The organism is Trichormus sp. NMC-1 (assembly GCF_001858025.1).
In the GTDB taxonomy this organism is placed as follows: domain Bacteria; phylum Cyanobacteriota; class Cyanobacteriia; order Cyanobacteriales; family Nostocaceae; genus Anabaena.
Genome location: NZ_LZQD01000011.1, coordinates 67942 through 81539, shown reverse-complemented (window position 1 = coordinate 81539; position 13598 = coordinate 67942). Strand labels below are relative to the sequence as shown.

General features: G+C 38.0%; 14 protein-coding genes. 2 read left to right on the top strand and 12 right to left on the bottom strand.

All coding sequences use genetic code 11. From position 1 onward, the window contains the following. The coding region (locus A9Y75_RS23895) for a WD40 repeat domain-containing protein (RefSeq protein ID WP_143046496.1) at nucleotides 1-870 on the top strand (870 nt) is incomplete at its 5' end. A 31-nt stretch (nucleotides 871-901) separates the two neighbouring features. Here the strand turns inward: A9Y75_RS23895 and A9Y75_RS23890 are convergent. The 12 genes from A9Y75_RS23890 to A9Y75_RS26995 form a co-directional block, all read right to left on the bottom strand. Next, nucleotides 902-2707 carry a DNA polymerase domain-containing protein gene (locus A9Y75_RS23890; RefSeq protein ID WP_071192062.1) on the bottom strand — a complete coding sequence of 602 codons (1806 nt, stop codon included), beginning with the start codon at nucleotides 2705-2707 and terminating at the stop codon, nucleotides 902-904. 607 nt (nucleotides 2708-3314) lie between these two features. Further along, complete coding sequence (locus A9Y75_RS23885; protein WP_071192060.1) at nucleotides 3315-4619, bottom strand: DNA polymerase III subunit gamma/tau; 1305 nt, start codon at nucleotides 4617-4619, stop codon at nucleotides 3315-3317. A 355-nt stretch (nucleotides 4620-4974) separates the two neighbouring features. Beyond that, nucleotides 4975-6405, bottom strand: a complete 1431-nt coding sequence (gene dnaN, locus A9Y75_RS23880; RefSeq protein ID WP_071192058.1) for a DNA polymerase III subunit beta — start codon at nucleotides 6403-6405, stop codon at nucleotides 4975-4977. Between the two features lie 280 nt (nucleotides 6406-6685). Beyond that, the gene (locus A9Y75_RS23875) at nucleotides 6686-6991 is read right to left on the bottom strand and encodes a hypothetical protein (RefSeq protein ID WP_071192056.1); all 306 of its coding nucleotides are present in this window, start codon (nucleotides 6989-6991) and stop codon (nucleotides 6686-6688) included. A gap of 219 nt (nucleotides 6992-7210) precedes the next feature. Further along, nucleotides 7211-7528, bottom strand: a complete 318-nt coding sequence (locus A9Y75_RS23870) for a hypothetical protein (protein WP_071192055.1) — start codon at nucleotides 7526-7528, stop codon at nucleotides 7211-7213. 148 nt (nucleotides 7529-7676) lie between these two features. Then, entirely contained in the window at nucleotides 7677-8669 is a 993-nt protein-coding gene (locus tag A9Y75_RS29175; RefSeq protein WP_236721510.1) for a ThiF family adenylyltransferase, read from the bottom strand. Then, nucleotides 8666-9373, bottom strand: a complete 708-nt coding sequence (locus A9Y75_RS23860) for a prokaryotic E2 ligase family D protein (RefSeq protein WP_071192053.1) — start codon at nucleotides 9371-9373, stop codon at nucleotides 8666-8668. The genes A9Y75_RS29175 and A9Y75_RS23860 overlap by 4 nt, the downstream gene beginning before the upstream one ends. Continuing rightward, entirely contained in the window at nucleotides 9352-10098 is a 747-nt protein-coding gene (locus A9Y75_RS23855; protein ID WP_071192051.1) for a hypothetical protein, read from the bottom strand. Before A9Y75_RS23855 ends, A9Y75_RS23860 begins: the two co-directional genes overlap by 22 nt. Before the next feature lie 6 nt (nucleotides 10099-10104). After that, nucleotides 10105-10539, bottom strand: coding sequence for a hypothetical protein (locus A9Y75_RS23850; protein ID WP_071192046.1), 435 nt, complete (start codon nucleotides 10537-10539; stop codon nucleotides 10105-10107). A 1-nt stretch (nucleotide 10540) separates the two neighbouring features. Beyond that, nucleotides 10541-11008, bottom strand: coding sequence for a hypothetical protein (locus tag A9Y75_RS23845; protein WP_071192045.1), 468 nt, complete (start codon nucleotides 11006-11008; stop codon nucleotides 10541-10543). 9 nt (nucleotides 11009-11017) lie between these two features. After that, nucleotides 11018-11851, bottom strand: coding sequence for a bifunctional DNA primase/polymerase (locus A9Y75_RS23840; protein ID WP_343232450.1), 834 nt, complete (start codon nucleotides 11849-11851; stop codon nucleotides 11018-11020). Nucleotides 11852-12003: 152 nt separating this feature from the next. After that, nucleotides 12004-12291 (bottom strand): bifunctional DNA primase/polymerase, encoded by a 288-nt coding sequence (locus A9Y75_RS26995; RefSeq protein ID WP_083389730.1) that lies wholly within the window; start codon nucleotides 12289-12291, stop codon nucleotides 12004-12006. Between the two features lie 276 nt (nucleotides 12292-12567). Here A9Y75_RS26995 and cmr1 point away from each other — a divergent pair, with 276 nt between their 5' ends. Further along, on the top strand, nucleotides 12568-13596 hold the full coding sequence (cmr1, locus tag A9Y75_RS23835; protein WP_071192042.1) for a type III-B CRISPR module RAMP protein Cmr1: 1029 nt from the start codon (nucleotides 12568-12570) through the stop codon (nucleotides 13594-13596). The last annotated feature ends 2 nt before the right edge of the window (nucleotides 13597-13598 follow it).

The window sequence follows — 13598 nt, the reverse complement described above, 5'->3', positions numbered from 1 at the left end:
ACAGCGCGGTTGTGGAACTTGCAGGGGCAACTGCTACAGGAATTTCAGGGTCATCAGGGTTTAGGTTTGCAACTGCTACAGGAATTTAAGGGTCATCAGGATTTAGTCTTAAGTGTGAGTTTTAGCCCGGACGCGGTTGTGGAAGCTACGGCATCTGGGGATACGGCATCTGGGGATAATACAGCGCGGTTGTGGAACTTGCAGGGGCAACTGCTACAGGAATTTAAGGGTCATCAGGATTTAGTCTTAAGTGTGAGTTTTAGCCCGGACGGTAAAACCATTGCTACGGCATCTGGGGATACGGCATCTGGGGATAATACAGCGCGGTTGTGGAACTTGCAGGGGCAACTGCTACAGGAATTTAAGGGTCATCAGGGTCGAGTCAATAGTGTGAGTTTCAGCCCGGACGGTAAAACCATTGCTACGGCATCTGGGGATACGGCATCTGGGGATAATACAGCGCGGTTGTGGAACTTGCAGGGGCAACTGCTACAGGAATTTAAGGGTCATCAGGGTCGAGTCAATAGTGTGAGTTTCAGCCCGGACGGTAAAACCATTGCTACGGCATCTGGGGATACGGCATCTGGGGATAATACAGCGCGGTTGTGGAACTTGCAGGGGCAACTGCTACAGGAATTTAAGGGTCATCAGGGTCGAGTCAATAGTGTGAGTTTCAGCCCGGACGGTAAAACCATTGCTACGGCATCTGGGGATACGGCATCTGGGGATAATACAGCGCGGTTGTGGCCTGTTGGAAATGTAGACTTGTTGCTTGTGAATAGTTGTAATTGGGTACGCGATTATTTAACCTATAACCCTAATGCCAAGAGTGATAGCCATTTGTGTGATGGTATTGGTACTAAAAAGTAAAATCGCTCTCATTATCAGTATAACCCCCTACTCAAAACAGACTCAACTGCTTTCCCACATCACCTTGAGGTTCAACAACCGAAAGTAGCTCATCCCTTTTTTTAGCAATCAACTCCAAATAATACCCACTGGAATAGATTTCAGAATTAGTCAACCCCGTAATTCCTTGATAAAACGTCACAACATCCCCAGTATTACCCAGAACCAAAAGAGCCTTTTCACCCTTCTTAATTTTCCGAGTAACCTGTAACTGTTCCACAGGAAAATCACCACAACGAATAACCTTAGTTAATTCCTGGTAATATTGTTCTGCCTTAGCTTTTGACAGAAGATATTGTGTCAGGTAGTTCAAAGGAAACTCCTTTTCTAGACGAGAACGGTCTCGTTTCCGCCATGAACCCTTAGTAGTAATTTTACCATCTTCATGCCAGATAATATAATTCTTAGCTCCTCTAGAGGGAACAAACATCGCTTTAGCAAGGATTTCTAACTCAATTTTGATACCAGTAGGTAAAGCATTTTGCAGCCTCTCAAATATCAGCAGAGGTTCAGAGTGGGAGAAGAACACACCATCAGTATCACTTTCCACCTGGATACCTCCCGCTTTTTCAATCACCTCAATCATGAATCGCAGAATCCGTCTACCATAAGCTGTAACCAGTGCAGCAGCTTCCATATCGTTAAAACCAACACCAGAAGTCCCATAAAAGCCAAACAACGAGTTGATTAACACTTTGAGAGCAGCTTCAGCTTGTTTAGCAGCTAAATCTCCAGCTTTTCCTAATTCTTTGAGTCTGAGTCGTTCCCTGGTGAGATAATCGAGAATACTTAATCCCACTCGTCGCGTATCCTTGCGGGAGCAAATCCCATATTTAAGCATAATGCTGGGATACAGACTGGAAACATCAATTTTGGCAATGTGTTTGTGTAAACCTGGTACAGAAATTACCAATCCCCCCTCAAATTTCAACTTCAGATCAGATGTTGGTTTGTAACCTGGATATTGTCTTTCTAAAACTCGCTGCCATTTAGTACCATTACCAGTGAGCGATAATTGTTGTAAATTCATACCTGGTACTATCAGCGATTCATAGTAATAAGAAGGCACTAATTTATCAGCAATTAATTTCGTATCTTCCAAGTCATAAATTAGGTATGTTCTGATTTTTTCCCATCCTTGAGAACCTGCACCTTCACCCCAACAATGTTGAATTTCTTGGAGAGTTAAAACCAACCTAGCAGATTCTCGCAATCCCATTTCTATGACTGCACTTTTTAGGGAATGTTGATATAATGCTTTGTTGACAAAATCCCATCTCAGGACACAAATATAGACATCAATATGTTGGCTGTTGCTGATGAATATTTCGGAAATATTCATAGGTTTACCAAATACCTGTGCTGTCTTGATAATTCTCGATTGCTGAGAAATAGTAAATGGATGAGATATGTTATTGATTAGGCATCTAGTAATGATAAATGGAAAATCAAAATCTGTACCGTTGTATGTGAGAACTACATCAGGAGAAATAGACTGAAAATAGGAAATAAATTGGCAGAGTAATTTTGATTCATTTTCATCCATAAATACAAAATACTCGCCCAATTTATTCATACAACCAATAGCGAAAATTCTATCTTGACTAGAAATCAGCCCTGAAGTTTCAATGTCAATAACCATTTGCTTCAGGGCATTGTAAGGTTTAATTGTCTGTAAAGGTTGCCAGGATTGATAAACTGTATTATCTGTGTAGAAGATGTTTAACTTATCTTCAGCAACGGTAATTTGATTATCGCTTTTGGTGATAAAATGACGATGATTGTAATTAATGTTCATTGTGATTATGAGTTATTTACTAATGGTTTTTATCTTTTAATCTTGAAAAGAAATGAATTAATTTACATCTATAATGGCATTAGCCGCTAATATTTTAAAAGCCTGTTACAAATAAATTCTCAAAAAAAACGCTATGGTAATTTTATAGTGTAATTCCAAATTAATATGAAACTCCATAGAATAAAATATCAGAAATAATTGAACGCGGATAAACGCAGATAAACACAGATGAAGATGGAATAATGAATTTCATAATTCTGTGTAGCCTCCCATAAAATTGGTGTAAGAAATTAGGGACTTCCAAATAAAAATATGTCCCAAAACTAACGCAAAAACCCTCTCTATTTCTTCTCTCTCTGTGTTCTCTGTGCCTCTGTGCCTCTGTGGTTCTTTTGTTCAAATTTGTTTACTCGAAGTCCCTTAACTAATTTAGGAATTAGTATGTGATGGAAAATTTAAAAGCCATTCACAATGAATGGCTGGTTATATAGCAATCCTAACTTATTCTGAAAATTGACATTTATTATCTTTCCACCGCTGGGTAAGGGTATTTCCATAAATGAATCTTCAAAAATCAGATAAGATTGCTATATCAATTGATAGAATGTTATCGAGAAGAGGATAACTGTTGTACCGTTTCTACCCAAATAGGAGCTTTTTTACCATTGACTGGAATCAAAGAATTCCAATGTTCTTGCAAGGATTCAAGACTCATATTTGGTAATTTCTGTTGTCCCCAAGCGATCGCATCAGCAGGTGTTTTCCAATTTGTCCAAGGTGGATTTTCAGCAATGGGAATAAATTGACTCGATTTTGCGGAATTAGCAGCAGGTAGTAAACCTAAAATAGCAACTTCTAACCATAACTGTGGTTGAGTAGATAATTTTACCTGTACTTCACATTGTCTCAAGTGTTGCTGTCCTGCTAAGATAGTTGTAGTTTCCCAACTTTTAGTTATTTGACACAATTGTTGCCAAGTATCTTCAGTTATCATCACCATTTCCTTACTGCTAGGAGAAGTTTTAGCAATCAACATATCTCGATAAAAGCTGGTGAGATTTTGCAGAATTACCAAAGGTTCTTTACCCCATTCCAACAAATTCCGAATAATATTAATTACTGAATCGCTGTCATTTTCAGCAATTCTTTCCACCATTGTTAGCAATTCATATTCAGGCACATTTCCCACCATTTCCCATACCCAATTTTGGTCAATGGTGATATTTAGTAAACTCAATTGATCCAGTAAACATTGACTATCCCGCAAACAACCAGAAGAAATTTGTGCAACGAGACGTAATGCTTCTGGAGTAATATCAATTAATTCCTCATTCACAATTTGGTTGAGATTTTGTACCATATCCTCAACACCAATTCTTTTGAAATCAAACCTTTGACAACGAGAAATTATTGTTGCAGGAACTTTGTGAATTTCTGTCGTGCAGAGGATAAACACTACATTCTTTGGTGGTTCTTCCAAAGTTTTGAGTAAAGCCTGGAAACCCTGTGAACTGAGACTATGCACTTCATCTAAAACAAACACCTTGTAGCGGCTGTTGACAGGTATAATGTGGGTGCGGTCAATAATTTGTCTGATATTTTCAACACCAGAGTTACTAGCAGCATCTATTTCTACCACATCCAGGGATAAACCTTTGGAGATGCTGGTACATGAATTACACAGGCCGCAGGGTGTGGGGGTAGGAGAATTACCATGTTGACAATTGAGAGATTTGGCAAAAATGCGGGCGCTGGAAGTCTTACCTGTACCTCTGGGACCAGTGAATAGATACGCCGGGGCAATTCGTTGGGATGTGATAGCATTGGTGAGAGTAGTTGCGATCGCTCTTTGTCCAACAAGTTCAACGAAAGACTGGGGACGATATTTCAGGTGAAGTGGTTGGTATGTCATATTTTTCAAAAGTAGATAAGTTGAATTTCCCCAAGCTCATTTATTAGTAATAAACTTGGGGTGTGAAAAGAGGCAGGGGAGCAGGGAGCAGGGGGTAGGGGGAAAGACAAATGTGGCTCATCTTTATACAGAATTGGTATTAGCTAAATCTCAACCACTGCAATTTTTGATTCAGTCACCGAAGAGGCAGAGGGGAACGGGGCTTTCTCGCAGGGGAAGCTTTCCCTCTCTGTGTGCAGCAAAGTGAAACATCGGTACGAAGCTGCCCTTCCAGGGCTATTGGACAGGGGTGGAGTACAAGCTTCGTCTCAGTTTTCCAGTCTTCCCCCTGCCCCCCGCACCCTGCCTCTTTTGACTATGCAGCAGCAACTTTCTTTTTTCTTCCTCTAGTTTTAGGAGTAGAATTTGCAGAAGTTTGAGAATTAGCTTTAGTGTTTGCTGTATTTTTCGGTGGAGAAGAATCTGTGTTCATCAGATTATTTTTCTCCTTAACAACTTCTTCCGTATTCCCACCTTCAGCAGCTATATTTATTTCCTCATTTACTTCAGTTTCAGAGGAAATATTTTCTGTAACGATAACTTCTTCATCATCTGAAGTATCTTCTTCCATAGCTGTGCTGTTATTATTAATAAGTTGAACTGGCATTACCAAAATTAATTGATTGAGAATACCATCAACAGGAGTAATAACCACAGGAGTTGTAGTTTGGTTGATATTAATCAATACCTCATTTGTAGGTAGGATTTTGAGAGCCTGTTCCAGATATTTGATATTAAAACCCATGACTAATTGTTGCTGATAACCATCTTGAGGTTTAATATTTAAAGATTCCACAGCACCACCTATATCTGAAGATTCAGTAGATAAAGTTGCTTGTTGATGCTGGTAGTCACAGATAATTTTGACAATTTTATTCTTTTGGTCAGCTACAATTCCCACTCTTTTTAGAGCATTATCAAACAATTTCCTATCAACAATAAATTGATGTTGAAATTGTTGGGGAATTAAAGCTGAATATTTGGGATAATCTCCTTCTAATAATCTGGTGGTAATTTGGATAGTGGGTAAGGTAAACACCGCAATACTATTATCAATGCTAATAGTACATTCGCTGCTATCTCCTACAGTACCCAAAATCTTTTGTAATTCTATTAGTGTTGGTTGAGGAATTGTGATTTCTATGGTATTTGAATCAACATTACTTTGTGTAGTTTCTGTTAACTGTTCATCCGTTTCTATCATTCCAGAAACAACTGCTAACCGATGTCCATCTGTTGCTGCTGCTTCCCAACTACTATTAGTAAATTGGAAATGAACTCCAGCTAAAACTTGTTTATTTTCATCATGACTAGCAGCAAATAATGTTGCTTCTAATGCTTGTAACAACTTAATTGCTGGTAATATAATATTCTTCCCTTCAATTTCTGGTAAAGATGGAAACTCTTGAGGACTAACCGTTTGAATTCGACATTTACCACAGGAGTGAGTAATAATAGCAGCGTTATCTACAATTTCCAGAGTAATATCTTGTTTAGGAAGGCTAGAAATTACTTGGGTGAATAATTTAGCGGGTAAAGCAATTTTACCTTCAAGTTCTATTCTGGATTTGCATTGAACGCGAATTCCTAAACTCAAATCAAAAGCAGTCACTAAAATTTGTTGTTCGTGCTTATCTGTAACCAACAATATATTGTTGAGAATAGGATGATGAGGTTTGTTAGGTACAGCGTAACTAACCACAGCGAGGGTATCAGCGAGGTCTTTTTGAGAAATGGTGAATTTCATAATTTTGGTTTACTTTGATGTCAATAAAGCAATGAAATAAGAGGTGCTTAGTTTGCTACTAAACACCTTGATTCACCCTGTACTTTGTATACAGAGTAGTTATGTTCTGGAATTCATGTTTGGCAAGTTTCAATTAATCGCTAAAAACCACCAGCATAAAAGTTGTTAGCGTTTTATTACAGATGAAATTTTCTCAATTTTTACGATTTTTCATCATCTGCTTAGTTTGAAGTGGTAATGTCGTTACAAATCATTGTGTAAATTAATAAAAAAGGTCTGTTCATGAACCTATTTCTACTGTGTGAGATTTACCGTTATTACTTGGAGAAACTGGGATGAGACTATGAGTATTTAACTGTTCAATCTCATTTGTAATTTGCTGTTGTCGTTGTTGAGCAAGAGATTGATAAATTTGTTGAAGAACTTTGATGGTTTCTCGTACTTGGTGAAGACAATCAGTATTAAAATTTATTGTAATTGTTTGTCCATCTTCAAAAAATGAACAGGATTGGTTATTACCATTGTTATATGAACTGACATAAGTTTCTTTGGTAATATTGGCTGTAAATGAATGAGATAGTTTCATGGTTTGATAGAGATTCTACAATTTTTAGCCAGAAAATATGATGATTTGATTGACAACGAAGGCGTTTTATGTATACATTATTATGTTGATATACACCTTTATAAAATTAGGAACCTAATCTAAAATAGAGATTACGCCTTCTGATTAAAATCATCAAATACTTAGCGCGTAGCGCATAATAAATTAATCGTTTTGGTGCTAAATAATTTATTACTTGAACTAATTTTGTTGATTTTTAAGCTGGGTTTGTTGGTTTATATCTAGTTCGGCTATTTGAATTATCAACTCTGTTGGTACATTCCAACATTTACATTCCCAATTTTGACTTAATCGTTCTGCTTTCCTTACATAACTAGAGGAATTGGTAGTATTTTCAACTAGCCATCTTTTAAATTGGATTGCTTTTTCTTCAGTTTCAAAACCGAAATATGTGACTTTTCTTTGTCCCAAAGGACTGGTGATAGTAGCAACTCTGGGTGAAAGGATATTGAGAGTCCATCCACTAGCACTAAGTTGTACTCTAGTAATGTTGAGCATTGGTTTTATCTCTGTGGTTAGTTACAAAGACCTAAAATACATAAAAAATAAGAGTCTCAAGGATTTTTGTAAGTGTTATAAATAATCTTCTCCCTTGAATTTCTCCAAGGAAGAAGCGCGTCAGCGAAAGTGATTTAATCCTGTAGTGCTAAACTGAAATTGAGCGACTTTTGGGAATAATTTCCTCATCTGTAAACTTTTGCAGAGAATTTACAGAGGTGTATAGTGAACGACAAGAACCTGTAGTATTATGGAAATAGGTTGCAAATTTTCTCAAACTTCCAGTTAATGTTAATGCCAGCAAATACTCCGCAGCAATAACAGCTACCTGTTGATTAACAAATAAGCTTTGGCGGTTTCGTGCTTGAATTTCAGCACATGACAATCCTGTTGAATTTAATTCTTCAGGTAATGGAATTAACAGTTCTGGATGTTGCTCAGAAGGACTGGGAATATTAATGCAAAAGTTCGGTTTTTGAAGATTATCAAAAGCAGCTTCTAAGGTAAATTGATTAGTAGAACCAAGCATTACTTGTCCAGAACTAGAATTAGCATGATTACCGCAATCTAACCACCAAATTTGTGGTAGAGAACCTGAGTAATTTTGGTCTAAGCAACTGCTAATTTCAGCACGCGCAGCAGCATTATCTACACAACCGATAATCACTGTTAATTTACGCCATTTGGTTGATACAATTTTTTTGGTAAACTGTTTAGCGATCGCACTAATTTGCACTCCTAATCCTAAACTGTATCTAGCTGCTAAAACTTCTGCTTTGTATAACCCAATTTCTGACTGTTGAAAATTCTGTCGGGGAATGTTTTTAGGTTCAATGATATCTGGGTCTACAACTATACAAGAAGTGGTTTTGTTGCTGTTTGCTTCAATTTGAGCTAACTGTAGGATTTGCAACGTTAACCTAGCGGAAACTAAGGGATATTGCAGGTGAAAATAGGGTGTGAGATGTGGTAAACCGCGAATACTGCATTGGTTGATAGGAAAGCACGCAGATAGTCCTTGACGTGCAGCACGGACAAACACTCCGTTCCCAGCTACCCAGTATTCCATCATTTTGCCTGTTATCGGTGGTAAGTCGGTGCTGGTGGCAAATTGATAATTGATGAGTTCTGGTATAGTCATGAGATAATCTCTTCAATTGCAGTGGTGATGGTTTTGTTACCCCAAGGTACTAAATCTCGTGTGGGGTATCTTTTAGATTTGTTGTTGTGTAGTTGGTAGAGAAGCGATCGCACATCTTCAGGATATAATTTGGACTTACCCTGCACCGAATCTTGATTGAAAGCACTATGCCAAAATAATTGCCATACCTGCATAATATTTTCAGGGGAACAATTGGGAACTGAATTTTCACCAAAACAAATAGAACCGTTCTCCATCACATTTGGTAATGGTGCATAAAATAGGGGAGAATTTTGCTCGGATTTCTTAATAGCCCAAATCCAATATTGACGATTACATCCGGCAAATATTAACCCCGGCATAGGTATTTTAAAATTTGTATTTTCTAAGGAGATGCAATAACGTTGTGGTGGATAAAACTGTACCAACCATTCTCCTTTGTGGCATTTTCCCCACTTCACGGTATTTGCTGGTAAATAACCTGAATCAATGGGTTCAGCAGCAAAAGCTTCTCTCAACGCAGCAGGAGCAATAAATTTGTAATTTGTTGTTTCTCCTTCTTTATAAATTAGAAGATATTGTCCTGGCAGAAATAGCAGATGTGCTAGTGTTTCTGGATGAACAGTTTGGTTGATAATTGAATGTGAGATATCACCAATGTTGAGTTGAGGTAAAATGTTAGTTAATACCGTGCTTTGTTCCATAGTTTGATTACCTGTTTTCTATGGTCAATAGAAGATTCAATCCATTCTGAAAATTCTGTCATTTTCTGGCAATATGTTTGGCATAATTGCCATTGTTCAGCTAAATATTTCAGCACTTCTTGTTCCCAGTCAAAGGAGACATATTCTTCATGGGTGACATCTAACCAAATACATTCTGTACTGTGGTCAATGATGGATATGGCATCATAAAGTAGAGACAAAGTTGATGTTGTTTGTTGACAAAGTGATGAAAGTTTATCCCAATTGATTTTATCCACAGTCACCAATTTGTCAGGAATGAAACCAAAGAATGAATTCCAATCTTCTTGAGGATGTCCATAACCTATAAGTGACAAGAGAAATTGTTCTGTGAAACTGAGTTCTTCTAAACTTATTTCCCACCAATCTGTGTTTTGGGCGTAAACGGGAATTTCTGTGTACCTTTCTGTGCATTCTCGAAAATCTTCGTGGTAATCTATGGGAAATAACCACTCATTTACCAGTTCCAAAAACTCAATTTCTAAGTCACTGTAAACACTGGGATGCGAATGTTGTCTCAATGGAGTTTTTGAGGATGACCATTCACTGGGGAACAGTTTTTTGTAGAGACTGAGGTAATTAATTTGTTCGCTGAGTTCTTCTAAATACCAAATTCCTTCTTGCACAGTTTGGGGAATCTGGTATTTTTTCAAAGACTCAGCAGCCAATTGATACTGAGACTGCATTATGCATTAGAAGCCGGAAATCGGTATTTGTGAAGGTATGGGAGGAGATTTTTTGAGAATATTTAAACTTTTGTCTAATTCAGTTTGCCATTCTCTTCCAGTGGTAATTGCTGTTTCCAGTTCATCTTGTAATAACAGCAGATTTTCGATATTCAGATGACCTTGAATTTCTAGCATTTTGATTTGCCAACTTAATAGTAACGCTGGGTTAAATTGATGTTCGCTGTTAATTAAGGTTTGGAGGATATCACCTAAACCTTTAGTACCTGCTTTCTTGACCATGCGGATTTGGGTAATTCCCTCTTTATCTGTTCGCGTAATTTCTGCATGAGCAATTTCTGGATAGAATGGTGTCAAGGCATTGCGGAGAGTTTCGTCAGTAGCTGCAATTTCATCAGCTATGGGTATTTCTTGACCTTCAATCAGCAAAATGTAAGGCATATTAAAACAGTGTTAATTGATTAGATGGGTTAGTCTTATGAGTATTAGTTGGTGGTAAATCAGGAGGATTGACAATTTTGTTATTCTCTGATTTTTTGGTAGACAATTTCTCTTTTTGAGCTTCTTTTTGTTGGGCTTTTTCTGCTATTTGTGGTAAAATAGCTTTTAGTTTGATGAGAACTTCAGCTATTACTGGATACTGTTCGATTTCATGCAGTGTACTAACTTGCATTAATGGTGGTTCTCCTTTGATTCCAGCCGTGATTAACACTTGCCGTAAATCGTGTTGATTTGCTGGTAGAATTTGGATGCCTAAGATGATAGTGTTGCTGTCAAAATCAAATCTATTTTCCTTTTCAGATGCCACGTTAACAACATCAGTTTCTGTGAATGAGGTGGTGAAATCAGTATCATTATCGTCAGTTGCTACATCTGCATCCACAATTTGTTGAGTTTCAATTTTTGACATAATTAGTAGTTAGGAAAGATTAGCTAAACGGTGTAAAATCTGCATATTCATCCCCCATTTCCTGAAAGATTGCCATTTGTATTCGCACTCTCCTGGTGTGTATTTAGCTGATAGCTGACTCCATTCTTCCCAAGCAGAAAATAGGGTAGGATTGACTGATTTTAAAGCCATTCCCACCTTGATCCAGGAATCATATTTATCTGCAAAGCGAGGATGAATTATTTCTAGTAATAGCAGTGCTGTTTCTGTATCCTCACCTGTAAATTCTGGATTTGTTGGTAAGGAGTTACTATGTTTGCAGTAGTCTCTTTTTGGTGATTTCGCACGTTTGGTCATCTGTTCGATTATCCAAGATGGTGCGATCGCTATTTCAATTTGGTCAGGACGACAACCACTCAGCCAACGATAATAACCTGTTTGTGGATGAATACTGGGGGGAAGTATTGATGGTAATTTAGTACCTCTAAATTCTAAAACTTCACCGGGGGCGGTGGTGATTTTGCGAGATTTGAGTTTAAGGTGAGTGTTACCTGGCAATTTCAGTAAATATTGCGCTCGTCCTGGTCGTCCTGATGTAAATGCAACTGTGGTGGGTAGTGGTTGATGAGCGATAATTGCTGCCTGGGCGCTGTATCCATCACAGTCTATGGCGATTAAAAATTCTTGGGAGTTTTGACCGCAAAGGACACCTATACCGGTGGGGGTGACTTTGTAAAACCCGTGATGTCGGTTTCTAACTGGTACTTTTTCATATTGCTGTAGTTCATTCAGCAATGTTTGAGGAGACCAGGGATGTTGTTCCCATTGATACCCTAATGGTCTTTTTCCTTGAGTGGGAATGATAGGCCAGTGTGGAGGGAGTAGTTTGAGGGTATCAATCAGCTTTTGGATTGGTGGTTTTTTTAATCAAGCTTTTATTACCTATTTGTTTTTCAATGAGGTCTGCGTTAGCAGACAATTCACTCCACAACGCTACAAACTGGAACTTTTTACCACTACCTCCTCAAGCTGCTAATAATTGCTGCATGGGCGCTGTATCCATCACAGTCTATGGCGATTAAAAATTCCTGGGAGTTTTGACCGCAAAGGAGACCTATACCTGTGGGGGTTATTTTGTAAAACCCGTGATTGTGGTTTCTGACTGGGACTTTCTCATATTGCTGGAGTTGGTTCAGCAATGTTTGAGGAGACCAGGGGTGTTGTTCCCATTGATATCCTAATGGTCTTTTTCCCTGAGTGGGGATGATAGGCCAGTGTAGGGGGAGTAGTTTTAAGGTGTCAATTAGTTTTTGGGTTTGTTGTTTTTTTCAGCATGGGTTTTAATTGTGATTGGGGTTGCAAAGGAAACAAAAGTTGTTAAACCTAAATAATGTGCTTTTAGTGTATGATTTACTGCTTGTGCAAAGAGTGAAATAAACAACAGTAGTTAATTTAGTTGTTGATTTCTTCAGCTAAGTCTGCGTTAGCAGACTTACTATAAAATTCAGTAGATACAGTTGCTTTTATAGCCAAAACTCCAAAAATTGGATACGCTTGGTGAAGGGTATCAGATAGTGGCAATGGAAGTAAAAATTCAAACTCTCACTCCAATCTGGACAGGCGGTATTGAGTCCGGAAAGTGCGATCGCATTCACGAAACCGGACTGCTTGGTAGTCTGCGCTGGTGGATGGAGGTTCTGGTGCGCGGGATGGGGGGTGTGGTCTGTGATCCGACTGAGCAAAAATGCTCATACGATTCCAAAAAGCCTAACAATGGACTTTGTAAGGTCTGCGAAGTGTTTGGCGCAACTGGTTGGAAACGTCAGTTTCGTCTGGAGGTACAGGAGATTGAAATCTCTGATGCACAAATTAAGCATACTATTACAGCAGATCGAACTTATACAAATGATCAAGGTAAGCTAAAAACACCAACTTGGTATTTTCGAGATTCTAACCCTCCAAATGCCCCTAAAAATGGCACTTTTATTATTAAAATTCAAAGCTTCAATCCAAAATTCAAGCCTGAAATTATTGCTGGACTAATTCAATTTATTGCTGATTGGTCGGCTTTAGGAGCGCGTTCTCAGATGGGGTTTGGTGTAATTAAAATTGAGTGTGCTGGCATTATTGATACTCAGCCTCTATACGATTGGCTCATTCTCACTAACGGAAGTGAATCTGATAGAAAACTACCTTCGTTACAAAACATTTTTCTGGCAAAAATACATTCTAAAGATTCAAATTTTGATGAAAGAAGTACCTTTGATTTGAAATATGATTTACGACAACTTTTCAGATCAGATAAAAATATACGTCATTTTATTATGGGTACAGTTAAAGGTGATGTTATAGCCGCTAAAGTTAAAATATCTCGACCTTATAAAGATGAAAATGGAAATATAGTAATCCGTGTATGGGGTTATATTCCTCAACAAGCAGATATTTACAATACTATCTGGAATCGAGAAACGGTTGTAGAGAAAATTCATGAACACTTGAAGAATAACCACAATCTAACCCTTTGGCGTGAAATAAACTCAGGTAGAGATTTTGAAACTGGAAAAATGATTGATGAAAAAGCCTTTCTGCAAAGCTTATTAAAATTATAGGA

Coding starts and splice junctions, on each gene's coding strand:
- A9Y75_RS23855 (WP_071192051.1), bottom strand. CDS start 10,098: ATGCAGTCTCAGTATCAATTGGCTGCTGAGTCTTTGAAAAAATACCAG.
- A9Y75_RS23870 (WP_071192055.1), bottom strand. CDS start 7,528: ATGCTCAACATTACTAGAGTACAACTTAGTGCTAGTGGATGGACTCTC.
- A9Y75_RS23885 (WP_071192060.1), bottom strand. CDS start 4,619: ATGACATACCAACCACTTCACCTGAAATATCGTCCCCAGTCTTTCGTT.
- A9Y75_RS23890 (WP_071192062.1), bottom strand. CDS start 2,707: ATGAACATTAATTACAATCATCGTCATTTTATCACCAAAAGCGATAAT.
- cmr1 (WP_071192042.1), top strand. CDS start 12,568: ATGGAAGTAAAAATTCAAACTCTCACTCCAATCTGGACAGGCGGTATT.
- A9Y75_RS23845 (WP_071192045.1), bottom strand. CDS start 11,008: ATGTCAAAAATTGAAACTCAACAAATTGTGGATGCAGATGTAGCAACT.
- A9Y75_RS29175 (WP_236721510.1), bottom strand. CDS start 8,669: ATGACTATACCAGAACTCATCAATTATCAATTTGCCACCAGCACCGAC.
- A9Y75_RS23850 (WP_071192046.1), bottom strand. CDS start 10,539: ATGCCTTACATTTTGCTGATTGAAGGTCAAGAAATACCCATAGCTGAT.
- A9Y75_RS23875 (WP_071192056.1), bottom strand. CDS start 6,991: ATGAAACTATCTCATTCATTTACAGCCAATATTACCAAAGAAACTTAT.
- dnaN (WP_071192058.1), bottom strand. CDS start 6,405: ATGAAATTCACCATTTCTCAAAAAGACCTCGCTGATACCCTCGCTGTG.
- A9Y75_RS23860 (WP_071192053.1), bottom strand. CDS start 9,373: ATGGAACAAAGCACGGTATTAACTAACATTTTACCTCAACTCAACATT.